Here is a 23,550-nt window from a genome sequence, read left to right as displayed (position 1 = left end):
TTACTCGATAACTCCCTTTTTTTGAGGTCAGGCATGAAAGACTTTTTGATCGCTCCATCAATTCTATCCGCAGATTTCGCTCGTTTGGGTGAAGACGTAGAAAAAGTATTCGCAGCGGGCGCAGACGTCGTGCATTTCGACGTGATGGATAACCATTATGTTCCAAACCTGACTTTCGGTGCGCCGATTTGTAAAGCGTTGCGTGATTACGGCATCACAGCGCCTATCGATGTTCATCTAATGGTGAAACCTGTTGACCGCATCATCCCTGATTTTGCTAAAGCGGGTGCAACAATGATTACGGTTCACGCAGAAGCGACTGAGCATTTAGATCGCACCATGCAGCTTATCAAAGAGTGTGGCTGTCAGGCGGGCGTGGTATTTAACCCAGCAACGCCACTTCATTACCTAGATTACATCATGGACAAAGTAGACATGATTTTGCTGATGTCTGTTAACCCAGGTTTTGGTGGTCAGTCATTCATCCCGAACACGCTAGATAAACTACGTGAAGTGCGTAAACGTGTTGATGCCTCTGGTCGTGATATTCGTATCGAAATTGATGGCGGCGTTAAAGTGGATAACATCCGTGAAATCGCGGAAGCGGGCGCTGATATGTTTGTTGCTGGTTCGGCTATTTTCAGCCAGCCTGACTACAAAGCAGTGATCGATGAAATGCGTGCGGAGCTTGCAAAAGTCGAGCGTTAATCGTTCATTTTAAGTATGATTGAAGCGAGTAATCCTAGTGGATTACTCGCTTTTTTATTAGGGATTAAAAACATGTCATTAGATTCAATCAAACTTATCGCATTCGATTTAGACGGAACATTACTCGACAGTGTTCCTGATTTAGCACTGGCCGTCGATCAAGCCGTTCGCAGTTTAGATTACCCAGCCGTTAATGAAGAACAAGTTCGTGATTGGGTTGGCAATGGTGCGGATGTGCTGATTGCTAGAGCGCTGAGCCAAGCAATTGAACCTCGTACTGATTTTGAGCCTGAATTCCTAGCGACAGCTCGAATTCGTTTTGATGACTTTTATCATCAGAGTGGTCATAAGCTTAGCCACTTGTATTCTAACGTAGTAGAAACGCTGAATGCATTGCACAAAGCAGGCTATAAAATGGCGATCGTGACGAATAAGCCATCTAAGTTCGTACCTGATATTCTCGCGCAACACGGTATCAGTGATTTATTTTGTGACGTATTGGGGGGCGACTGTTTTGAGCAGAAAAAACCCAACCCAATGGCCTTGAATTGGTTACTTGAAAAGCACGGCATTAGCGCAGAGCAAATGCTGATGGTTGGGGACTCTAAAAACGATATCCTAGCGGCGCAAAATGCCGGGTGTTATTCGTTTGGCCTGACTTACGGTTACAACCACGGGGAGCCAATCAGTGATTCTAAGCCACATTATGTTGCGGATAATATCTCTGAGTTATTGGCCGTGGTTTCTGTTGCCGATTAAAGCCAACAAAGTTGTGCTGCGCTACTAGTAATATCCTAGTGAATGAGTACACTGGATGAACCGCGTTGATCAAGCTGCGCGGTTTTTATTGAATTTAAAGAAGTCAAAGGAATCAAAAGCATGAGCAAGCCTATCGTATTGAGTGGTGTTCAACCATCAGGTGAACTAAGTATCGGTAACTACTTGGGTGCTCTTCGTCAATGGCACCAGATGCAAGACGACTATGATTGCCAATATTGTGTTGTGGATTTACACGCCATTACGGTTCGTCAAGACCCAAAAGCGCTGCATGAAGCAACACTCGACGCATTGGCAATCTGTCTCGCAGTGGGCGTTGATCCGAAAAAGAGCACGCTATTTGTTCAGTCTCACGTACCGGAACATGCTCAGCTTGGTTGGCTTCTTAACTGTTATACCCAAATGGGCGAACTGAGCCGCATGACTCAGTTTAAAGATAAGTCTTCGCGTTATGCAAACGATGTGAACGCGGGCTTATTTGGCTACCCAGTGCTGATGGCTGCTGATATTTTGCTTTATGGCGCGCATCAAGTACCCGTCGGTAACGATCAAAAGCAACACTTAGAGCTGGCTCGTGATATCGCGAAGCGTTTTAACAACGTATACAGCCCTGAAAGCCCGATCTTCACTGTGCCTGAACCGTACATCCCGGAAGTGAACGCACGCGTAATGAGCTTGCAAGATGCAACGAAGAAGATGTCTAAGTCAGACGATAATCGCAAGAACGTGATTACTCTGCTTGAAGATCCAAAATCGATCATCAAGAAGATCAACAAAGCGCAAACGGACGCAGAAACACCGCCACGTATTGCCAACGATTGGGAAAACAAAGCGGGTATCTCTAACTTAATGGGTTTGTATTCAGCCGCTACGGGCAAAACGTTTGCTGAAATCGAAGCGCAATACCAAGGCGTTGAAATGTACGGCCCATTTAAGAAAGATGTCGGCCAAGCATTGGTTGAAATGCTAGAGCCAATTCAGTCTGAATACCACCGTATTCGCGGCGACCGTGCTTACATGGATCAAGTGATGAAGCAAGGCGCTGAAAAAGCTTCTGAGCGCGCAGCGGTTACGCTTAAAGAAGCATATAAAGCGGTAGGTTTTGTTACTCGCCCTTAAGTTGTGCTAGGTAACTTCTAGCCCGAAAAATATTAAAGCCGCATCAATCAAAAATTGATGCGGCTTTTTATATGGCAATTTTCTTCGTAAACCTGATTGTGCTATTTGCAGTCGCTACGAAAGATCTCTTCAGCCCATTCAGGGTGATCGATATAAGGGTTTCGGTTTTTTTGAATACCAAAAATTTTATCGTTACGCTTGGACTCAAAATTATCAACCGGATCAGCAGCGTGCCAAGTCAATAAGGTACAAACATTACCCAGAGCCGTACCATTATTTTGTAATGTGGAAACCAACTCTAAATCTGGAGTTTTAGCGTCGTGACCTTCGTAACGCGTTGCCATATAGAACATCATTCTAGCAACATCACCTTTCACTTCATCACGAGGTTCAAAACTGGTCGCGGTTTTTCTATTGCCAGCTTCTGGTGATTCGTTAGTTAAATTTCCGCCATTATCATATTCTAAATTGCCGCGTTCTGAGTTGATGGACTCGTCTGTTGGACGAAGGTGGTGGATGTCGGTATATCCTGCTGCTCCTTTGTTATTAAATCCGCCGTTAGATTTTGGGTAACTGTGTTCACGGTTCCAGTTGTCTTGGCCAAGGTTACCTTGCCCTGACTTTTGGCTTTTTTCTTGTGTACGCCCAGTGTACATTAAGATGACGTTATTCGGATTATCTGGGTCTTCATCGGTAATATCCAACGCATCCCAGACATCAAAAGAAGAGCTTGAGTAGGGCAGTTTGACTGTATTCGCTGAGATTATTTGGTTAAGTTTGGTTTTTAGTTCCAAACCAGTTAAACCCTGGGTGCCTGCGTAATAGTTGCTTGGATCTACTGGAGGTGTGGGATCTGTTTTGATCTCGCAGATCTTGGTTAAGGGAGCAACAACATGTGGGTCTTGTGCTTGAATATAAGCGGCATTCACCGAAAAAGATGTCAAAGCAAGCAATGCGATAGTTATTTTATTCATCATCAAATTTCCTATTGAGTTGGCGTTACTTACGTTTTTTACTGCGTGAAATGGTTAAACCGACGAGAGCGAGTAAACTAAGAAGTCCAGTTGAGCCTCCTGAATTGCTCGTGCTTCCTATTTCGTTCGTCTCATTACTGGAAACCTCTACCTCTACCGCTGGAGATTGATAGGTTTCGCCCGTCGCACCTTGAATCACTTTACTCATTTGATAGTTACCTTTTTTGCTTACCTGTGCGGTGAGCTCAACCCATCCTTGCTCTATCATCCCTTCTGTTAACGTAACAGGAGTGGAAATATCGCCGACCATCGCTGCGTTAAAACTGGTTATTTGGGAAAAATTCAAACTAGCGATGTCACCAACATGCAGATCAAACAGGCCTAATGAAGTTAGATCCATAAGTACTTTAATTTGCTTGCCAGCCTTTGGTGAGTCAGGTTTCTCTTTGAGTGATTTAGGCGGATTTAGAGGCCTATTTGGCGGCGTTACTTTTTTCGGTGGAGTCACGGATGAATTGAGTTCTAAAACGACCAGTGCAGGGTTATGATCCGAAGCTCTGTACACATCTGTATATGACGTTAAGCTGTTTGATTTGTTTTCAGGGTACTCAAATAAGGTAGATTCTGCGGCGTTAATATTCCAATATTCAGCGGCGACTACTTTTGCAGCGGTAGCTTGATCTGCCAAAATATAATCTAAACTGCCAACAGTATCTTGATAGGAGTAGCTATAGGCTTGCGGGTGCTTTTCTTGGATAAGATTTCTATAATTAAAGGATTGGGTTATGGCCGTTGGTGCCTCTTCGTCCATGTTAGTATCACCAATAAAGGTGTTTTTAGCCGGTGTAGCACTGTGGCCTTTAGGAATGTTGGTAAGTACTAACAACGGCTCTTCATTGGCGTAGCTATTAAGGTCACCTAAGATCAATTTATAACCGATAACGCTTTCTAGTTCTGTTGCTAGGTGTTTAGCCGCTGAAATGCGTAGGTTCTCACAGGCACCTTGTAAGTCGCTGTCATTACCTGCCGTGTTGTCTTCTAAGCAACTGCCGCCTTTCGATTTAAAATGGTTGACCGATAGGGTAATACGTTGCTCTGTCCCGTTAATTTTAAAGCTTGGTGTTATCGCATCGCGCTGGGAGGTAGTGCTGCTCCCCTCACGTTGTTCAGGCATTTTGATGATACGGTAGGTGCTAAGTGTTAGTTTGGTCGGTTTAAATATAACTTGGTTTGCTATTGCACCGTTGCCAATGAATCGATCGGCATTGCCATCCCCATCGCTATCTCCGGTGACATAAGCGTAATGGTCTGCTTTAGGTAAGCGAGCATTCACTTTTTCAACCAAATGTGCAATGGCAGAATTTTCTCCAAACCCGTTGTTTTCTATTTCCATTAAACCGATAGCATCGGCGTTCATTGCGATTAAAGCACTGGCAATTTTGTCTCCTTGGCGTTCAAACTCTGCTGAAGTTTGTGCTCCGCGGCTTTTACTGGTTGGGTTGGCTTCGCCACCAAATGGTGAGTTAAAGTAATTAAGAACGTTAAAAGTGGCAATACGTAAGCCGCTTTCTGGTAGCGTTGGCTTGGTCGTACGTGCTTGTGTGCGCACAAAGGATTGCTGATTCGCCTTATTGGTTACGTATAGGCGGTAGTCGGAATGTGAATAACCCAATACTCCTTGTAAACCATTAACAGTATCGCCAATACGAATATAATGCTCTGACGTGGTTGTGCCATCTTCCAACGGCACAGCGCTTTGCTTGGCAAATTCAGGATACCAAGGGATCACGCCAATAGGGGCTTTTTCAAATGACTCGATCACAATGCGTTTATCTTCATTACAGTTGGCTTGATTTTGAGCCTCTTTGGAGCCGGGAAGGTAATTTTGGTTAGGGTGAACGTTAATTCGTTCGTGTGCAGCCACCATATTGTTACGATCTGGCCCGTAGTCTTTGCTATAACTACGGGTTACTTTTAAATTAGATTCCTCTATAAGGCTAACCAGCATGCCTTCATGGCGTTCCAAGGTGAAATCATAACTGCTGTCGCTAGAAAGTGGTTTGAGTGCTGTCGGTGTTATCGTGCCAGTTCCGACAGTTTCAACGCTATTTGCCGTGAGTTTCGTCCAGCCAAAATCTTCATTAACAGGGCCAGTTACTTGTACTTTTTGGCCAATAATTAGGCCTGTAATATCGCCTACTACGAATATACCATCAGAAGTTTTTGGGTTGTTGTCGCCTTGTTCATCTTGAATGAAGTAACCAATCGGTAAGTCTTGTTCAATAGTTTTGCTTGTTTGAATTGCGGTGATCACGCCTTGAACCACAAAAGTTTCGTCAGAGGTGTATTTGGCATTGGCGGGGTCAGTGAAAGGAGATTTCCAACTGCTGCCTTGTAGTTTCATAATACTTGTTAGTGGTGTGGGCTTTGGACCTATGTTGGGCTCGCCTGCGTCGATACCATTAAGTAATCCTAGATCGGTGTGACTGTCTTTGGCTTTTTTATTCCATTTTTTTTCATCGAATGTTGTGGATAGGTTAGGGGTTAAGTCGCTACGTTCATATGTTTTATCTTTGCCCCAATCGACATCTCCTTCTGTACCCAATATATCAACAATAACACCATCTTTAAGAAGGGTATAAGTTTCATCACCGTTGTGATTAATGACAGCCTCACCTACCACTTCAGCTTTTGCGTTAATATCTGTAATAGCATCTTTGTGTGTAAGAACAAATACTTGATTGGGCTGTAAAACTACACTTGGATAACTGTAGTGCTTGGTTGAATCACCTTTTCCGCTGACTTTAGTCGCGAGCTGATAGCCCGCCAGATTAGCTTCACTTCTGCCAGTATTTGCAATTTCAATTGCTTTGTTGTGACCGCCACCTTCAATGTATTCCGAGATGATAATATTTGCTTGAGCACCAAATGAGCATACTGCACCTATTGATAAAGCGAGTAAGTTGAATTTCATATTCTTACCTTTATTGGACTTAAATTTTAATAACTAATTTATTGTTAATCTTATTATTAATGAATGATAACGATTGGGTGGTTATTATTCATACAGAGTGGCGTTATTTAGTTACGCAATCCTTTTTTCAACAGAAAATGATAGCATTGTGAGTATTAGTGCCTTATTAATTAGCTTTACCTTTACCTTTAGTTGTAGGTGCTACCTGTGAGCAATATAATTGTGATTTATATTCAAAAAATTGTTATTTATTAGGTTTTTTATTTATTATTAACAAATTGAGTTGAAAGTGTGATGCGAAGTCTTATCTACTTTTTCACGGTGATTGTTAAGGGGTATTGTCGACATTTATTGAGACTTTAGTGTTTTCATATGCGGGGTCGTTGAAGTAATTTGTTTATTTTTCATGTGGTTAATATAGTGTTTTTTACTTGATGTTACATACAGCATCATGAGAATCAAAACTGAGTCTTAGCTCTAACTTTTAGCTTTAAGTTATATTATTTTTAAAGTTAATGTCTAAATGTGTTGAAATTGTATTTTGTATCTAAATATTGCGAAGTTCTAAGTGATAGATCTCTCATTGGCTGTGCAATTCACTTCTTTATTTAGTGTTAAAAGGCAATATCACTCACCTTACTGATATTAAGGTGACGCGCAGGAACTGCTCTTTTTTGGTCTTTTATATATAAATCCAATTTGTTTGATGAGCTAATTATTTAAGATTTTGCAAAAACCTTCCAGCAAATATTTGCTGTAAATATATCGATTGAGAATTACTAAAATAATGAGTCACAAGGATATTGATATGACTAAAAGGAATGCAATAGCAATCGCGCTGTCCGCATTGTTTGCTGCTTGTGGTGCGAACGCAGCAACTATCTATGAAAATGAAAATGGCGATTACCTGAAATTATATGGAGAAGTAGGCGTTGGTGGCCATATTGGAGCTCGCTACGAATATGGCGAATTTCATGCAGACAAAGAATATATTGATGACTCTTTTGCCACGATGGGCGTAAAGGGTATCAAAGATAAAATGCACTTCCGTCTAGAGCTCGATTATGAGCGTGAGAACTGGAAATACGGCTCTGGCGATATGCGTCTCGCGATAGATAAAGTTTTTATCGGCTACGACGTTCTTGATAATCATTACTTAGAGGCTGGCTTGACCGATACAGCGTTTGATGATTATGACAAGTGGGGTGATTTTACCTTTGATACTACTGTTGAAACGGGTGAAGCGGGAGACCAAGATCAAACCATCAAATATGAAGGTCGCTTCTTTGGCGACCTTAAAGTTGGCGCTTCATATACTTACTACGCCAAATCAAACTCAGGTTCTGAATTAGGTAATATCACTAGTAGTTACATTGGCTATTTTGCTGATGATTATTCTGCTGTGTTGGGTTACGAACGCCGTACTGGTTCACAAGGGAAATCTAAATATGGTAAGCAGCAGCTAGCTGGATTTGGAGCGCGCTATCGTGCAACAGATGATCTTTGGATTGGTATCAATGGTTATTACGAAGAAGAAGATATTGCACTTGAAACAACGCTCGTCGATGGAACGGATCCTCTAAATAAAGTTTACGTCTATAACAATTACCAACCTGTTAAAAATAAAGGTGCTTTAGTCTCGGCAAAATATGCACTTACCGACATTTGGGAACTGACTGTTTCTGCAAACTATGAAACTTATGAAGTGTGGGATAAAGAAAGCCCTGCCTGGGATACCAAAGATCATGACTGGGGTAAAGAGCGTACTTGGCAAACTTACGGTGTCAACTATCGTCCAACTCGTGACTCTGTGATTGCACTAGAGCTCAACAGTGGTGAAGCCGCTCAACGTGCCTACGCATATGCTCGTGTGTACTTCTAATCCAGGGAATTAAGGAATTGAAAATGAACAAAAAAATGACCGTACTGGCAGGTGCAATCACCAGTGTTTTGAGTGCTTCTGCGCTAGCTGGTATTAATGATATTATCATCACTGAGTATGTTGAAGGCAGCTCAAACAATAAAGCAATAGAAATTAGTAATTTAGGTGGTAATTCTTTTGATTTAACTGGAAACTTATATCTATTTAAAGGTTTCAGTACATATAAAAATATTATCCAGAACAAAGATGGCAGTCCGGTTCTTGATGGTGTCACCTTGCAACCAGGTAAAAGTATTGTTGTCATCGATCCTAGCGCGAGTTCAGATTTACGCCGTTATGCAGAGCGTAATGGAGGCGATAAGGTGATAGTCGCGTCAGGTAGTTTTGAGCAGGTGAGTCATAGCGCTCTAACTTTTAATGGCGATGATCCTGTTTGGTTGAGCACTGATGTCAAAGGTAATGCAGATAAGGTTCACGATATTGTCGGTATTTATGGCTTTAGTGATAAGTCTAACGACCCATGGAAAGATCAGACATTACGCAGAAATACATTAATCACGACTCCTAGCGCTACCTTTACTGAAGGTAACTGGTCTAAAGAAGCCAAAGATGCTTTTGGCGGCTTAGGAGATCCTGCTAAGGTCGATGATTCTCCTCTTCCTCCGCTAGCAGCAGCTTGTGATGAAAGTAAATATGATTACAAGATAATTTCGGATATTCAAGGGGCCGGTTTTCGCTCCCCATTGATTGCTGAAGGAAGTGATGAATCTGAGCAAGAATACTTAGTTAAAGGCATTGTAAGTGCTGTTACGAAAGATATAGATAAGGGCTTCTTCCTCTTTGACTCCGCTGAAAGCTCGGAGCATGGAGAGTTTACTTCCAAAGGTATTTTTGTAAGTACTAAAAAAGACTTGCCAGCAGATTTTGTTGGCCAAGAAGTATGTGTTCGAGCAAAAGTAAAAGAATATAAGCAATACAAAAAAGATACGGATAGTCAAACAACATTGATCCCGACGAGTGACGATGTCTATGAAGTCGTCAATGCGACTCCAGTATCAATTACTCCCGTTGCGTTAGAGAAAATTGCAGAAGATGGTGATTCGTTCAGTAAGACTTTAGAGCGCTATGAAGGCATGGTTGTAAAACTTGTGTCAGACATGGATAAAGTGGCTACTGGCGATCAAGACATGCGCGTAACACGTTCATTTAGCTTTGATTTTGCGGGTTTGCCAAACTATCGCTATCGAAATAATATGGTTCTAGCATACGAGCGTGTAAATCGTCATCCAAACCAAGATCATGTCGCTGGCAGCGAAGCGTCGTTAAAACAGGCGGCAGAAAATGCTGACCGCCTACTATTTGTTGATTCTGATGTACCCGCACCAAATGGCCAAATTCCATACTACCCAGCATTCCGTGCTGAAAATGGCAAAAATACACATTTGGAAGACTATATCCGAGTGAACGATTCATTGGTTGATTTAGAGGGTGTTATTCAGTATGGCTACGGTGAATACCGCATGGTACCAACAAATACCATCGATAAGTCTAAGTTTGAACGAAATACACCTCGTAAAGAGATACCAACTCTGAACACTAAAGTTGGTGACAACGAGTTCGCTATTACCATCGCAACTCAAAACGTTTTGAATTACTTCAATTCACCATTCGGTGGTGCTACTAACCAGCATGGAGCAAATCGAGGAGCTGAAACAGATCTTGAATTTGAACGTCAAGAGGAAAAAATAGTAAAAGCTATTTTAGGCTTGAACGCTGATGTGATTGGTTTAATGGAGATAGAAAATAACGGTTTTGGTGATCTGAGCTCAATTCGTCAACTTCTCAGAAAAGTGAATAACAACTTTACTGAGGGAAAATACAGTAAGAAAGGTAATGCAGATTCTGTCTACAATCGATACACATTTGTTGGTTTCGATTCTAATGGTGATACCGTTCTAGATGCTCTCGACTCTATTGGTGGTGATGTTATTACGACGGGTTTGATTTACCGTCCTAGTAAAGTTTCGCTTCAAGGAGCGAAAGTTATCCCAATGCCATCTCAAAATGCTCCAAGAATTGAAGATAAATATGGCAATGTCTTGATTGACCAAGATGGTGCGGTGCGTGAATCAGGTAAAAACTATCAACGTAATACCATTGCGGCTACATTTAAGGTATTGAATACTGGTAAAACGTTAACTGTAGCAGTTAACCACTTAAAATCTAAGGGTTCTACATGCTGGGAAGACTGGCAGGGCTGGGAGACTTGGTCTGATTTTAGTAAATCCAATAAGTACAGCAAAGTTAAGAATGATGATTATCAAGGGTCGTGTGAGAACTTCCGTGTCGCCGCAGCTTATCAACTTGGCGAGCAGATGGCGAAAATTGGTGGCGATCAAGTCGTATTGGGTGATATGAACTCGTACGCTAAAGAAGATCCAATGTTGCTTTTAACAAGTAACCCTACGGGTAAAGTGTTGAAGACATCTAGTTACACCAATATCAATGGCCGACCAATGTTTGGTAAAGATGAAGGTCAGACATTGACTAAAACCTATGGATACTTAAATGCAGTTGAGCTAGAAGAAGATAAGCCTTGGAGCTACTCATATGAAACAGAAGTAGGTTCTTTGGATCATATGTTAATAACACCGTCATTAAAAGATCGCTTAATCGATGCTACTGATTGGCACATTAATGCACCAGAAACGTCAGTCATTGATTACAGTAATTACAAAAAAGTGACGGATGATGAAAAGGAAGCAGGAATGGATTTGAATCCTTTCTATTCAAATACGGCTTATCGTTCATCAGATCATGACTCAGCTATTATCGCGTTAAAATATTCTAACTTAGAAGCTGGCGTTAATCCTGTGACAATGACGGCTACAGGGGGCTATTTGGAAGTTCCATTCGTAATAAACGTACCTGATAGCGTAGAAGCTGATGCTAAGGTTAAGAAATATGATGTAGCCGAAATCAGCGTTTCGCCAATGCCTGAAAACTTTACTGGTAAGTTACCAACCAAGATGCTTTATAGTGCAAAAAACCAAACGGTGAACTTTAAGTTATTGGGTATCGATAAAGGAACCTATACTTTTACGATGAAACTGAAAGGTAAGCGTGATAAGGCTGTTGAAAGTGGTGCTGTGACACAAGCTGCGGCAGTAACGGAAACAGAAACGCGAGTTATTGCTCAACAGAGCATGACTGTTGAAGTGATTAAAGCGGACGCTATGGATCCTAAACCGGCAGTGCCAGAATACGACGGTTCAGGTGGTTCCGGTGGTGCATTTGGCCTAGGCGGTCTATTCGCTCTGTTCGGCTTTGGCTTCCTACGCCGTCGTCGTCAGTAAGCAGAAGAAGTTACTCTAACAGCCTTCTTTGCAACGAAAAGAAACTGTAAAGCTTTAAGGCCAGCGCATGCTGGCCTTATTTTTATATTAGATCCACATTATACTTGCCTTTCTTTTTGGCTATTGCACAATACCGCCCTCTAAATAAAAGCAAACGATCACCTTTATGTTGTTAATCATCGATAATTACGATTCTTTTACCTACAACCTTTACCAGTATTTCTGTGAATTGGGCGTGGAAGTACAAGTAATGCGTAATGATGAAATCAGCATTGAGCAAATTGAAGCGCTTAACCCTAGTCACCTTGTGATATCCCCGGGGCCATGTACACCGAACGAAGCCGGTATATCACTTGCGGCGATTGAATATTTTGCAGGCAAATTACCCATTCTTGGCGTCTGCTTAGGTCATCAAGCCATAGCGCAAGTATTTGGCGCTAAAATTGTGCGAGCAAGGCAGGTGATGCACGGTAAAACGTCTCGTATTACCCATACCAATCAAAGTGTGTTTAAAGCACTGAATAACCAACTCACCGTTACTCGCTACCACTCATTGGTCGTGAAAACCGACACGCTGCCAGATTGCTTCGAAATCACCGCATGGACGGTATTAGAAAATGGTGAAATGGATGAGATAATGGGTTACCAACATAAAACACTCCCTATTGATGCAGTTCAGTTTCACCCTGAATCCATTAAAACTGAACAAGGGCATGAACTATTAGCGAACTTTTTAGCTCGTTAAACGCTGGAAAACTCAAAACCAGCTCGATATTCAAACCCGATATTGATCACTTTTCTTAACATCTGTTGTTTTTACCTCCACTCGAATTTCGTTTGAAATATTATGCACAAGATAAAGCGCTGACCTCTTATAAGCCTTTGTCTTTCAGCTTCCTTCCGTTAATTAAAAAATAGTTTTAGAAATAACTTCATTATTGATTCACTTTCCTGCATAAATAGTCATGTGGCATGATGTTTTTCTGCCATGTATGGGGTGCAAAAGCACAAATGACTATTGAATTAGTTAATAAAATGTAAATACAATGCGGAATCAGTAGAAAATACCACCACGTAATAAGTGGCTACTTGTCGGTGCATTGGAATAAATGGAATAGGTGATGACGATGGAAAACAAAGTAGAGCGCAGTTGGTTTGATGAGGTGATGGTTCCTTGTTATAACCCGATGGAAATCATCCCTGTTCGCGGTGAAGGTTCTCGTATTTGGGACCAAAACGACAAAGAGTATATTGATTTTGCTGGTGGTATCGCCGTGAGTTGTTTAGGGCATTGTCACCCGGCTATGGTTACGGCATTAACCGAGCAAGCAAATAAGTTGTGGCACTTAAGTAATGTCATGACCAATGAGCCAGCGTTACGTTTGGCAAAAAAACTGACGGAAGTAAGCTTTGCTGAAAAAGTCTTTTTTGCTAACTCAGGCGCTGAAGCGAATGAAGCCGCGTTGAAGCTGGCACGTCGTTGGGCTGCCGACGAACATGGCGCAGAAAAATCTGAAATCATCGCCTTTAAGCAAGGTTTCCATGGTCGTACTTTTTTTACCGTTACTGTTGGTGGTCAAGCCGCTTATTCAGACGGTTTCGGCCCTAAACCCGGTGATATTACTCACTTACCTTATAACGACGTTGAAGCGCTTAAAGCGCACATGTCTTCTCGTACTTGCGCCATTATGATGGAACCCCTGCAAGGCGAGGGCGGTATTATTTCTCCTACCGCTGAGTTTGCCCAAGCAGTACGTGAATTGTGTGATGAGCACAATGCGCTATTGATTTTTGATGAAGTGCAAACAGGTAATGGTCGTACCGGTAATTTTTATGCTTACCAAGGCATTGACGTAACACCGGATATTTTAAGCACAGCTAAGTCGCTTGGTGGTGGTTTTCCGATTGGCGCTATGCTGACGACAGATAAACTGTCTAAACACATGAAAGTGGGCACACACGGCTCTACCTATGGCGGTAACCCGTTAGCGTGTGCAGTAGCAGAAGCGGTCGTCGATGTGGTTAGCCAACCAGAAACCCTAGCGGGCGTTAAAGAGCGCGAAACCCTATTTCGCGAGGGATTGACTAGAATTAATCAGAAGTACCCGATTTTCAGTGAAATTCGTGGTCAAGGTTTATTGCTTGGTGCTGCACTTAATGATGAGTGGCAAGGCAGAGCACGAGACATCTTGGTTGCCGCTGGTAATGAAGGGCTGTTGATTTTGGTTGCTGGTGCAAATGTGGTGCGTTTCACACCGTCTTTAGTGATCAGCAAAGAAGATATCGAACAAGGTCTAGCGAAGCTTGAAAAAGCGATTGCGGAATTAAGTGCTAAAGGCTAAGTACTAAAAGCTAAGTTTGAAGGGGTAGGTGTTGGGCTCTGGGAGGGAAGGTTTTTACTTCGCTTTTAGAGTTTAGTACCTAGTACTTACCAGTTACCAGAGGGAGTTGAGATGCTAGTAGTTCGCCCTATATCAAAAGATGATTACGATGCGCTGCATACGTGCGCGGTTGAATCGGGACATGGATTTACTTCATTACCTGTTAATGAAGAACTGTTAACCAATCGGATTAATCACTCCGTTACCAGTTTTACGAAGCCCAATGTAACCGGCCCTGGTGATGAAGGGTATTTGATGGTTGGATTTGATTCTGAAACCGGAGAAGTCGCGGGTACAACCGGTATAGAGGCTTCTATCGGGTGGGATGTGCCTTTTTATACCTATCATATCAGTAAGGTGGTTCACTCTTCGCCAAAGTTGGGTGTGAACAACATCGTTAAGCTGCTTACCTTTGGGAATAATTACACTGGGTGCAGTGAAGTCTGCACCTTATTTTTACGACCAGATTTCCGCCAAGGATTGAATGGTCGCTTAATGTCTAAATGCCGATTTCTAATGATGGCAGAGCATCCAGAGCGTTTTTCAGAAACCGTGTTTGCTGAGATGCGAGGTGTGTCTGACGACAAGGGTAATTCTCCTTTTTGGCAGTGGTTACAAGAGCACTTCTTTTCAATTGAATTTACCGAAGCGGATTACCTAACCGGTATCGGAAAAAAAGGCTTTATTGCTGACTTAATGCCTAAGCTTCCTATTTACGTTAACTTGCTGAGCAAAGAAGCGCAGGCTGTCATCGGTAAGGTGCATGACAACACTCGCCCTGCTTTACGCTTGCTCGAGAATGAAGGGTTTAGCTGCAGAGGTTATGTTGATATTTTTGACGCTGGCCCAACGGTTGAGTGTGATCTGCGCAATATCGAGTCGGTGAAGCATTCCTACCGAGGCAAGGTCGTGATCAGCGAACATTCGAGCAGTAAAGATTTCCTAATCGCAAATACATCATTTGAGCATTTCAGAGCAACCGCAGCAAAAGCAGCGTTTGATTTAGAAAGTGAAAGCGTCATTTTAAGCCAAGACGTCGCGCAAGCGTTGAATGTTGCCGAAGGCGAATACGTTCGTTTACTTCCTCAGTAAATTAGTAAAACAGTAAGGACACATCATGACTCAGTGGATCAACGGAGAATGGCAAGAAGGCACGGGAGAGCTTTTAAATTCAATTAGCCCGTACAATGATAAGGTCGTGTGGCAAGGAAAAGCAGCACGCCCTGAACAAGTCGATCTGGCGGTTCAATCTGCCCGAGCTGCTTTTTTAAGCTGGAAGAAATTCTCTTTTGCTGAGCGTGAAGCGGTGGTGCAAGCTTTCGGTGAAAAGGTAAAAGAACACAGTGAGCAAATTGCGACAGCGATAGCTCAAGAAACAGGTAAACCATTATGGGAAACTCGCACTGAAGCGGGGGCGATGGTGGGGAAAATTGCCATTTCAATCCGCGCTTATCATGAACGCACTGGTGAGGCGCGTAAGCAAGTAGCCGGTAATGATGTCGTACTTCGTCATCGTCCTCTTGGCGTGATGGCCGTGTTTGGACCATACAACTTTCCTGCACATTTACCTAATGGCCATATTGTTCCTGCATTGCTTGCGGGGAATACCGTGGTGTTTAAGCCTTCAGAGCAAACGCCTATGGTGGCTGAAATTGTCATGAAACTTTGGCAACAAGCTGGCCTACCAGATGGAGTGATTAACTTAGTTCAAGGTGCTAAAGAAACCGGGATAGCGCTTGCAAGCCACAAAGGCATTGATGGTGTGTTGTTTACGGGCAGTGCTAACACTGGTCACATCCTGCATAAACAGTTTGCAGGTCAACCAGACAAAATGCTGGCACTAGAAATGGGCGGCAATAATCCGATGGTTATTTCTGAGCATTTTGGTGACTTAGATGCGGCGGTTTATACCATTATTCAGTCCGCGTTTATTAGTGCAGGGCAACGTTGTACTTGCGCTCGTCGCTTGTACGTCCCACACGGCGAAAGCGGTGATGCGCTATTGGTGAAGTTAGTAGAAGCCACTAAAGAGATTATTGTAGACGAACCATTTGCTGAGCCAGCGCCATTTATGGGCAGCCAAGTGTCTTTGCAAGCGGCACAAGTTATCTTGTCGGCCCAAAGTCATTTACAGTCGTTAGGCGGGGAAAGTCTCCTGGAGGCCAAACCCCTGAAAGCGGCATTTGTGACGCCCGGTATTATTGATGTTAGTTCGGTTGCTGAGTTGCCAGACGAAGAATATTTTGGCCCCTTGCTACAAGTTGTACGTTATAGCACGTTGGACCAAGCGGTCGAGATGGCAAACGACACTCGATTCGGCTTATCTGCAGGGTTAATCTCTACCGAAGATAGTGAATGGGATTACTTTGTTGACCATATTCGAGCTGGCATTGTAAATCGCAATCGCCAACTAACCGGAGCAAGCGGCGACGCACCATTCGGAGGCCCTGGTGCTTCAGGAAACTTAAGACCAAGTGCGTTCTACGCAGCCGATTACTGTGCTTACCCAATGGCCTCAATGGAAGGCGCAGAGCCCTTGCTGCCCGAAACCCTGAGCCCAGGCCTGAAGATTTAGAGCAGAGTAGAGAATTCGCTGCGCTTACTCGATTACAGAATGCGCTTTGCTTACTAGAAACTAGAAACGATAAGAGCAAAAGAAGGTAAAGCTTTTGCCGTTTCTTTTGCTCTTATCGTAGCGAAGCGGCCTCGTTTCTAGCAGTAAACGCAGTGAATACTTAGCACTTAGCTTTTAGCACTTGGCTTTTAGAACTTCGCCTTTAGCCCTCCACCGTGACAACAAGGAACTGTTATGACCCCCGATGCGCTATTCCAATCTTTGTGGCAAGACTATATTCAACGCCTTTGCCCTTCAGCAGAGACTATCCATCAATTGCTGACTGAAGAACAAGCCTTAATCAATGACCACATTGCCCTGCGTACGTTTGCGATTGATCCAATTCGGATTGATACATTGGCTAAACCGTTTTTGGATTTAGGTTACGAGCAAGCAGGGGAGTATGAGTTTGTCAGTAAAAAACTCTATGCCCGTCACTACGAACACCCCGACCCGCTGCAACCAAAAGTCTTCATTAGCGAATTAAAAGTGAATGAATGTTCTGAGCAGTTGCAAGCCATTGTGAAGTCTCTGGTGGATCAACTGGATGTTAATCATTTTGCTTCAAGTGATTTCTTGTACTCGGGTACGAGTTGGTCTTTGAGTCACGACGATTATCTATTGCTGGCAAAAGAAAGCGAATACGCAGGTTGGCTAGCCGCTCATGGGTTTGGCGCGAACCACTTTACGGTTAGCGTCAATCAGCTGAATCGCTTTGAGGAAGTGTCGGATGTGAATACACACCTTCGTGATGCTGGTTTCACGATCAATGAGTCGGGTGGTGAAGTTAAGGGCTCTCCAGAGGTGTTGCTAGAGCAGTCTTCAACCATGGCTGATAAAGTCTCTGTTGAGTTTATTAATGGCTCTGAGACTATCCCTGGTGGCTTCTATGAGTTCGCTAAGCGCTACCCAATGGCCGATGGCGACTTGTATCAAGGGTTTGTCGCGGCTTCTGCTGATAAAATCTTTGAAAGTACGGATGGAGATAGGTAACAGGACGAACTTCGTTCTACAGGTTATAGGAAGAAGATAAGGAGTTGCAAAGAGGTAGGCATTAGTAAAATCTGCCGTAACCCGTAACCCGTAACCCGTAACCCGTAACCCGTAACCCATAAAAAAACCACCAACGTTGCCGTTGGTGGTTTTTATTTACATCGATATATACGACGGATTAACGTGTGCCGTAAACCACAATTGTTTTACCGTGTGCTGAAATCAAGTTCTGCTCTTCAAGCATCTTCAAGATACGGCCAACAGTTTCACGTGAACAGCCAACAATCTGACCAATCTCTTGACGAGTGATCTTGATTTGCATGCCGTCTGGGTGAGTCATTGCGTCAGGTTGTTTCGCTAGGTTAAGTAGCGTTTGAGCAATACGACCAGTCACGTCTAGGAATGCTAAGTCACCCACTTTTTGGCTAGTCGTTTGTAGACGGCTTGCCATTTGCGCAGAAAGGCGCATAAGAATGTCAGGGTTAACTTGAATCAGTTGACGGAATTTCTTGAAAGAAATCTCTGCTACTTCACAAGGGGATTTAGCACGTACCCATGCGGTACGCTCTTGGTCTTCTTCAAATAGACCAAGTTCACCGATAAAGTCGCCTTGGTTAAGGTAAGACAAGATCATCTCTTTGCCTTCTTCATCCTTGATAAGTACGGCAACAGAACCTTTCACAATGTAGTACAGAGTCTCGGCTTTTTCACCAGCATGAATCAGAGTACTTTTTGATGGGTACTTATGAATATGACAATGTGAAAGGAACCACTCTAATGTTGGATCGGTTTGAGGTTTACCTAGAACCATAATATCTCTCTTCCTCTGCAGGGCTTGCTCAGCAGCTTCCGTATCAACTGAGCCAGATTATAAACTGGTTGTTTTGAATAGGGCGATAGATGTCGTGCTGCAAGCTATCTCGTGTTCGGTAACAAATAGTAGCGTGTTTCGGAAACGATTTCTTGACTTTGATCGTGCCACAACCGTGATTTTCTAAGCAAAAATGTGCACATGATCACGCCTTGAACATGAATTTTCATCTGAGTATGAAAATCAACCGATCTTGCCTGTTTCAATCAATTGGACAAGCATAGGCTGAACGATCAATTCCATGGCAAAGCTCATCTTGCCACCGGGTACCACAAGGGTGTTATGGCGGGACATGAATGACCCCTCAATCATTGATAGTAGGTATGGGAAGTCTACGTTTTTCATGCCGCGCAATCGAATAACAACAAAACTTTCATCTAAACTCGGAATGCCTTTTGCGTTCAATGGATTAGATGTATCTACTGTAGGGACTCGCTGAAAATTGATATGAGTACGTGAAAACTGTGGCGTAATGTAGCTTAAGTAGTCATCCATAGAGCGAACAATTGAGTCGGTTACGGCTTCACGAGAGTGGCCTCGATCACGAGTATCTCGAACAAATTTTTGAATCCACTCTAGGTTTACAATCGGAACCATGCCAATGAGGAAATCGACGTGTTTAGAGACATTGATGTCTCCATCGACCACACCCCCGTGCAACCCTTCATAAAACATGACGTCGGTGTTTTCAGGCAATTCCTGCCAAGGGGTAAAAGTCCCTGGCATTTGATTGTAGGGCACGGCTTCATCAAATGAGTGCAGGTAGCGCCTAACTTCGCCTGTACCTTCATCACCATAACGTCGAAAAAACTGCTCAAGAGCGGCAAAGTCATTGGCTTGTGGGCCAAAGTAACTAATATGACGACCTTGCTCTTTCGCTTTACGAATTTCAATGTCCATTTCTGGGCGTGTAAAGCGATGGAAGCTGTCCCCTTCAACCTTAGCGGCTTTGATGTCCATCATATTGAACATTTTGCGAAAAGCTTCAGAGGTTGTGGTGGTTCCCGCTCCAGATGAACCGGTTACGGCAATGATTGGGTGCTTTGCTGACATGACAGACCTTGTCTTGAGTAACGTACTTGTTATGCCTATTTTAACATAGGGTTAAGTCAGTGTAGGGAAAATCTTTCGATAAACCGAATCTAGTACTGTGGCTTTACTTGAATATTCACGGTTTCATGCAGCTCAGAGAATACCACGACGGCTTGGCCATTCGAGAGTTGCTGCTTTACGTGGTCGACTTTTTGTTCCAAGCTAAATTCGCTCTCGCCGTAGTCCGTCCCTTCTCTTAGTACAAACTCTTTGATTAGGTTTTCCAATGTATCAGGGTCAATTTGTTGCCATGGAACGATCATAAATATCTCTTAAATGTGAAGTGCTAAAAGCGAAGTGCGAAATACTAAGTACTAAAAGCTAAGTATAAAAAGCTAGAGCTAAAGTAGTAGGTGCGAAGTATAAACGATACTTAGCTCTTAACTTAGCTTTTAGCACCTCGCTTTTAGTACTTCATAATATTCAGGTAAGGTTTCTTCTAACCAGAATCTTGGCTTTATGAGGCTGCCTGTTAGAAAGCCGACATGACCACCGTGATCTAATAGGTGGTAGTTTATATGCTCGGGTAGTGGAAAGTTAGGGATCACGTCTTCAGTCATGAAAGGGTCGTCTTTCGAGTGGATGATCCGAGTTGGAATGCTGATTTGATCTAAGCATCGGATGCCAGAGCATTGTTGGTAGTAGTGCTGAGCGTTATCAAAACCATGTAACTGGGAAGTGATCAAATCGTCAAATTCTTCTAACCGCTTGAGTTGCTCTATCTGTTCAGGCTCGATAGGTAAAACTTGCTGGATCAAAGGCAGTTTCTTTAACGCATTACGTTTTAGCGAGCTTAACAAGTAGTTGCGGTACACCTTAGAAAACCCTTGCTCGATGCGTTTAGCGCATGAATCAAGAGACAGTGGTGCCGATACTATGGTGGCGGCATCTAAAATCGGATTTAGGTGATAGTGTGCTAAATAGTTCACTAACATGTTGGCACCTAAAGAAATACCTACCGCGACTTTTTTCTGCTGAGGGAAACGTTGCTCAAGCTGCGTTAAAAAATAGCGAGCGTCTTCAATTTCCCCTGAATGATAAGCGCGAGGCTTTAAGTTTGTCTCACCACTGCAACCACGAAAATGCATCATGACAGAGAGCCAACCTTGTTTGGCAAACGCATTCATTAATCCGTTGGCGTAAGGGCTGTTAAAGCTGCCTTCTAGGCCGTGGAATAGCACAAAGACGGGTTTGTTTTGAGCGAGTTCAGAGGTTGTGTCAAGACTCCAAGCAAGATCAACAAAATCACCATCAGGCAGCGTTAGCCTCTCGTTATGAGGAGCAAACAGCGCTTTGCGGCGTATGACTCGGGGTAAAATGGTTTGCAGGTGTGGATTACGCAGGCCAGTGGCCGCTTTGAATGAAGTCATCATAAGTACTAGTTTTTTGCTCTGAGCGTTTCAAAGCCTGTTGGTGGGGCAAAAGCTTGGTATAGATGCTCGGCACCTAACTGTTTGCAATAGCGCAGGGTAAGCGGTTCGGCGTAGTTTTTGCTAAGCGCTAATCCATTGATGCAGTCGACTAAATCCGATTGCTGTTGTTTTTCTAGTTGAAGTTCAAATTGCAGCGATTCACGATAAACGGTTCCGGGCACGTGGGATTTTAGCTTTTTACGCAGTTCACGAAAACTGTGTAATAGGGTTTCAGAACGACCCAGGTATTCTTGCACGCTATGCCAGTCTTGCTCGGCAAAGGTAACTTGCTGCTCATCAAGCCATTTGAACAACAGCAGTAAGTTAACATTGCCATGAAATTGGTTCTGTAGCGCTAGGCAAGCCTCTTTCACTTCTCGCACACTGTAATACTGCAAACTGAATTGCCATAAGCGTTCAAGTGAGAGTGAAATCGAGACTTGCGGTTGTGTCATTAGCTAGCGAACTCCGTTTCAAGTTGCTCAAGGGTTTCTTGGGCAGACATCCAATCCATTTCCACATCTTCTAGTTCAGACTTAGCGGAAGCTTGTTTTGCCAATACTTGATTAAGTTTAGCTTTATTTTCAGCTTGGTACAGGCTGGTGTCGGCTAAATCTTGTTCTGCTTCTGACAAAATAGTACCGAGCTTATCCATTTTCTGTTCAAGTTTTGTCAGCGTTTTGCGAATTGGTGCCGTCACTTTTCGAAAGTCAGCTTCTTTGCGTTTTTGTTCTTTACGAGAAGCGGCGCTGTTTTCACCGTCTTTGCTTGGTTGGGTCGATTGCGCTTCTTTACGTTCAATTTTTTGTTGTTCAGTTAGCCATTTGTAATAGTCGCTTAGGTCACCATCAAATGGCGCAACTTGGCGATCGTGGACTAAGTAAAGCTCATCGGTAGTGGCGCGCAATAAGTAACGGTCGTGACTGACGATGACCATAGCGCCTTCAAACGTTTGCAAGGCAAAAGTCAGTGCTTGGCGCATATCAAGATCAAGGTGGTTGGTTGGTTCATCGAGTAATAACAGGTTGGGTTTTTGCCACACGACTAAGGCCAAGACTAAACGCGCTTTTTCGCCACCAGAAAAAGGGGCGACTTTATCGAGCGCTTTTTCGCCTTGAAAGCCAAAGCTACCCAAATAGTCTCGTAATTGCTGCTCGGTTTTGCCCGGCGCAATTTGCATCATATGTTGAAGCGGCGTTTCTTCTGGGTGCAAGGTTTCTAATTGGTGCTGAGCAAAGTAGCCAATCTTTACGCCTTGAGAGTAGTTGAATTCACCAGATTGAGAGTTCAGCTCTCCAGAAAGTAATTTGATTAAGGTCGATTTACCTGCACCATTACGACCAAGCAAGCCAATGCGACTGCCTGGTACTAAGTTTAAGCGAATTTTTTCTAGGATAAGGTTGTCGTCATAGCCTGCCGATACTTCATCCATCATCAGAATTGGATTCGGCAGTGCCGATGGTTCTTTGAATTCAAAGCTAAACGGGTTATCAAATTGAGCGGGAAGCACTTGTTCCATTTTTTCTAGTGCTTTGATTCGGCTTTGAGCTTGGCGTGCTTTTGACGCCTTGTAACGAAAGCGGTCGATGTAGCTTTGCATGTGGCTCATCTGCTTTTGTTGCTTCTGATACATGGCTTGTTGTAACACCAGTTTTTGGGCGCGCTGGGTTTCAAACGACGAGTAGTTACCGGTGTACTCGTTAAGCGCCTGGTTTTCTACATGGATAATACGGCCAACAATCGGGTCTAAGAAATCACGGTCATGGGAAATAAGAATCAAGGTGCCAGGGTAGTTTTGCAGCCAACGTTCTAGCCACATCACGGCATCTAAGTCCAAGTGGTTGGTTGGTTCATCAAGCAGTAATAAGTCTGAACGGCAAAGCAGGGCTTGTGCTAGGTTCAAACGCATACGCCAGCCCCCAGAGAACTGCGTTAAGCTCCAGCTCATTTGTTCTTGGCTAAATCCGAGACCATCGAGCAGTTCAGCCGCTCGGGATTTAATGGTGTAGCCACCAATGGTTTCAATTTTACCGTGAAGCTCTGCGACTAATGTGCCGTTATCGGCTTGTTCTGCTTTTAATAGTTGCGCTTCAAGGTTGCGATATTCTCGGTCTCCATCAATCACATAGTCCAATGCGGGGCGCTCTAGTGCCGGGGTTTCTTGTGCTACCCAAGCCAGTTCCCATTGACTTGGCATCTGGAAGTTACCCGCGTCAATGGAGAGTTCATTTTTAAGCAAGGCAAATAGAGTGGATTTACCACAACCGTTTTTCCCGACTAAACCGACTTTATCACCAGGGTGAATGGTCGCACTGGCTTGGTCTAGTAAAGGCTTGCCGCCGCGTAGCAATTGGATGTCTGAAAAGATAATCATAATGTTCTTTATTGGAGTTAGAG

18 protein-coding genes are annotated in these 23,550 nt (G+C 43.4%); 10 read left to right on the top strand and 8 right to left on the bottom strand.

What is annotated here, in order from left to right:
- The first annotated feature begins 33 nt into the window (after window positions 1-33).
- The 3 genes from rpe (at window position 34) to trpS (ending at window position 2,604) form a co-directional block, all read left to right on the top strand.
- Window positions 34-708 carry a ribulose-phosphate 3-epimerase gene (rpe, locus tag VTAP4600_RS13875; RefSeq protein ID WP_102523334.1) on the top strand — a complete coding sequence of 225 codons (675 nt, stop codon included), beginning with the start codon at window positions 34-36 and terminating at the stop codon, window positions 706-708.
- Window positions 709-780: 72 nt separating this feature from the next.
- Window positions 781-1,467 carry a phosphoglycolate phosphatase gene (locus tag VTAP4600_RS13870; protein ID WP_102523333.1) on the top strand — a complete coding sequence of 229 codons (687 nt, stop codon included), beginning with the start codon at window positions 781-783 and terminating at the stop codon, window positions 1,465-1,467.
- Window positions 1,468-1,587: 120 nt separating this feature from the next.
- Window positions 1,588-2,604, top strand: coding sequence for a tryptophan--tRNA ligase (gene trpS, locus VTAP4600_RS13865; RefSeq protein ID WP_102523332.1), 1,017 nt, complete (start codon window positions 1,588-1,590; stop codon window positions 2,602-2,604).
- Window positions 2,605-2,705: 101 nt separating this feature from the next.
- On the opposite strand, the gene VTAP4600_RS13860 is transcribed toward trpS, so the two are convergent.
- The gene (locus VTAP4600_RS13860) at window positions 2,706-3,581 is read right to left on the bottom strand and encodes an endonuclease I family protein (protein ID WP_231897806.1); all 876 of its coding nucleotides are present in this window, start codon (window positions 3,579-3,581) and stop codon (window positions 2,706-2,708) included.
- A gap of 22 nt (window positions 3,582-3,603) precedes the next feature.
- Window positions 3,604-6,552: an ExeM/NucH family extracellular endonuclease gene (locus VTAP4600_RS13855; protein WP_102523331.1), complete on the bottom strand. Its 2,949-nt coding sequence runs from the start codon at window positions 6,550-6,552 to the stop codon at window positions 3,604-3,606.
- Window positions 6,553-7,360: 808 nt separating this feature from the next.
- Between VTAP4600_RS13855 and VTAP4600_RS13850 the strand changes: the two genes are divergently transcribed.
- From VTAP4600_RS13850 to VTAP4600_RS13820, 7 genes are all read left to right on the top strand, one after another.
- Window positions 7,361-8,434, top strand: a complete 1,074-nt coding sequence (locus VTAP4600_RS13850; protein ID WP_102523330.1) for a porin — start codon at window positions 7,361-7,363, stop codon at window positions 8,432-8,434.
- Between the two features lie 23 nt (window positions 8,435-8,457).
- Window positions 8,458-11,790, top strand: coding sequence for an ExeM/NucH family extracellular endonuclease (locus VTAP4600_RS13845; protein ID WP_102523329.1), 3,333 nt, complete (start codon window positions 8,458-8,460; stop codon window positions 11,788-11,790).
- A gap of 166 nt (window positions 11,791-11,956) precedes the next feature.
- Complete coding sequence (locus VTAP4600_RS13840) at window positions 11,957-12,535, top strand: aminodeoxychorismate/anthranilate synthase component II (protein WP_102523328.1); 579 nt, start codon at window positions 11,957-11,959, stop codon at window positions 12,533-12,535.
- 376 nt (window positions 12,536-12,911) lie between these two features.
- Entirely contained in the window at window positions 12,912-14,132 is a 1,221-nt protein-coding gene (locus VTAP4600_RS13835) for an aspartate aminotransferase family protein (protein WP_102523327.1), read from the top strand.
- A gap of 111 nt (window positions 14,133-14,243) precedes the next feature.
- Entirely contained in the window at window positions 14,244-15,263 is a 1,020-nt protein-coding gene (astA, locus tag VTAP4600_RS13830; protein ID WP_102523326.1) for an arginine N-succinyltransferase, read from the top strand.
- 25 nt (window positions 15,264-15,288) lie between these two features.
- Window positions 15,289-16,746 carry a succinylglutamate-semialdehyde dehydrogenase gene (gene astD / locus VTAP4600_RS13825; protein ID WP_102523325.1) on the top strand — a complete coding sequence of 486 codons (1,458 nt, stop codon included), beginning with the start codon at window positions 15,289-15,291 and terminating at the stop codon, window positions 16,744-16,746.
- A 234-nt stretch (window positions 16,747-16,980) separates the two neighbouring features.
- Complete coding sequence (locus VTAP4600_RS13820; RefSeq protein WP_102523324.1) at window positions 16,981-17,778, top strand: DUF1338 domain-containing protein; 798 nt, start codon at window positions 16,981-16,983, stop codon at window positions 17,776-17,778.
- A gap of 178 nt (window positions 17,779-17,956) precedes the next feature.
- Here VTAP4600_RS13820 and crp read toward each other — a convergent pair whose 3' ends face one another.
- From crp to VTAP4600_RS13790, 6 genes are all read right to left on the bottom strand, one after another.
- Window positions 17,957-18,589: a cAMP-activated global transcriptional regulator CRP gene (gene crp / locus VTAP4600_RS13815; protein WP_102523323.1), complete on the bottom strand. Its 633-nt coding sequence runs from the start codon at window positions 18,587-18,589 to the stop codon at window positions 17,957-17,959.
- A 243-nt stretch (window positions 18,590-18,832) separates the two neighbouring features.
- On the bottom strand, window positions 18,833-19,702 hold the full coding sequence (locus VTAP4600_RS13810) for a phosphoribulokinase (protein ID WP_102523322.1): 870 nt from the start codon (window positions 19,700-19,702) through the stop codon (window positions 18,833-18,835).
- Between the two features lie 89 nt (window positions 19,703-19,791).
- Window positions 19,792-20,004 carry a YheU family protein gene (locus VTAP4600_RS13805; protein ID WP_102523321.1) on the bottom strand — a complete coding sequence of 71 codons (213 nt, stop codon included), beginning with the start codon at window positions 20,002-20,004 and terminating at the stop codon, window positions 19,792-19,794.
- A 129-nt stretch (window positions 20,005-20,133) separates the two neighbouring features.
- Window positions 20,134-21,111, bottom strand: coding sequence for a hydrolase (locus VTAP4600_RS13800; protein ID WP_102523320.1), 978 nt, complete (start codon window positions 21,109-21,111; stop codon window positions 20,134-20,136).
- An 8-nt stretch (window positions 21,112-21,119) separates the two neighbouring features.
- Window positions 21,120-21,608, bottom strand: coding sequence for a TIGR02444 family protein (locus VTAP4600_RS13795; RefSeq protein ID WP_102523319.1), 489 nt, complete (start codon window positions 21,606-21,608; stop codon window positions 21,120-21,122).
- Window positions 21,608-23,527 carry an ABC transporter ATP-binding protein gene (locus VTAP4600_RS13790; protein WP_102523318.1) on the bottom strand — a complete coding sequence of 640 codons (1,920 nt, stop codon included), beginning with the start codon at window positions 23,525-23,527 and terminating at the stop codon, window positions 21,608-21,610. Before VTAP4600_RS13790 ends, VTAP4600_RS13795 begins: the two co-directional genes overlap by 1 nt.
- Window positions 23,528-23,550: the final 23 nt, after the last annotated feature.

It is taken from the genome of Vibrio tapetis subsp. tapetis, from assembly GCF_900233005.1.
Lineage (GTDB): Bacteria > Pseudomonadota > Gammaproteobacteria > Enterobacterales > Vibrionaceae > Vibrio > Vibrio tapetis.
This window is presented reverse-complemented; position numbering and strand designations above follow the sequence as displayed.

Bases quoted from the DNA above. Each gene is read 5' to 3' on its own strand.
- rpe (WP_102523334.1), top strand. From the start codon at position 34: ATGAAAGACTTTTTGATCGCTCCATCAATTCTATCCGCAGATTTCGCT.
- VTAP4600_RS13870 (WP_102523333.1), top strand. From the start codon at position 781: ATGTCATTAGATTCAATCAAACTTATCGCATTCGATTTAGACGGAACA.
- trpS (WP_102523332.1), top strand. From the start codon at position 1,588: ATGAGCAAGCCTATCGTATTGAGTGGTGTTCAACCATCAGGTGAACTA.
- VTAP4600_RS13860 (WP_231897806.1), bottom strand. From the start codon at position 3,581: ATGATGAATAAAATAACTATCGCATTGCTTGCTTTGACATCTTTTTCG.
- VTAP4600_RS13855 (WP_102523331.1), bottom strand. From the start codon at position 6,552: ATGAAATTCAACTTACTCGCTTTATCAATAGGTGCAGTATGCTCATTT.
- VTAP4600_RS13850 (WP_102523330.1), top strand. From the start codon at position 7,361: ATGACTAAAAGGAATGCAATAGCAATCGCGCTGTCCGCATTGTTTGCT.
- VTAP4600_RS13845 (WP_102523329.1), top strand. From the start codon at position 8,458: ATGAACAAAAAAATGACCGTACTGGCAGGTGCAATCACCAGTGTTTTG.
- VTAP4600_RS13840 (WP_102523328.1), top strand. From the start codon at position 11,957: ATGTTGTTAATCATCGATAATTACGATTCTTTTACCTACAACCTTTAC.
- VTAP4600_RS13835 (WP_102523327.1), top strand. From the start codon at position 12,912: ATGACGATGGAAAACAAAGTAGAGCGCAGTTGGTTTGATGAGGTGATG.
- astA (WP_102523326.1), top strand. From the start codon at position 14,244: ATGCTAGTAGTTCGCCCTATATCAAAAGATGATTACGATGCGCTGCAT.
- astD (WP_102523325.1), top strand. From the start codon at position 15,289: ATGACTCAGTGGATCAACGGAGAATGGCAAGAAGGCACGGGAGAGCTT.
- VTAP4600_RS13820 (WP_102523324.1), top strand. From the start codon at position 16,981: ATGACCCCCGATGCGCTATTCCAATCTTTGTGGCAAGACTATATTCAA.
- crp (WP_102523323.1), bottom strand. From the start codon at position 18,589: ATGGTTCTAGGTAAACCTCAAACCGATCCAACATTAGAGTGGTTCCTT.
- VTAP4600_RS13810 (WP_102523322.1), bottom strand. From the start codon at position 19,702: ATGTCAGCAAAGCACCCAATCATTGCCGTAACCGGTTCATCTGGAGCG.
- VTAP4600_RS13805 (WP_102523321.1), bottom strand. From the start codon at position 20,004: ATGATCGTTCCATGGCAACAAATTGACCCTGATACATTGGAAAACCTA.
- VTAP4600_RS13800 (WP_102523320.1), bottom strand. From the start codon at position 21,111: ATGACTTCATTCAAAGCGGCCACTGGCCTGCGTAATCCACACCTGCAA.
- VTAP4600_RS13795 (WP_102523319.1), bottom strand. From the start codon at position 21,608: ATGACACAACCGCAAGTCTCGATTTCACTCTCACTTGAACGCTTATGG.
- VTAP4600_RS13790 (WP_102523318.1), bottom strand. From the start codon at position 23,527: ATGATTATCTTTTCAGACATCCAATTGCTACGCGGCGGCAAGCCTTTA.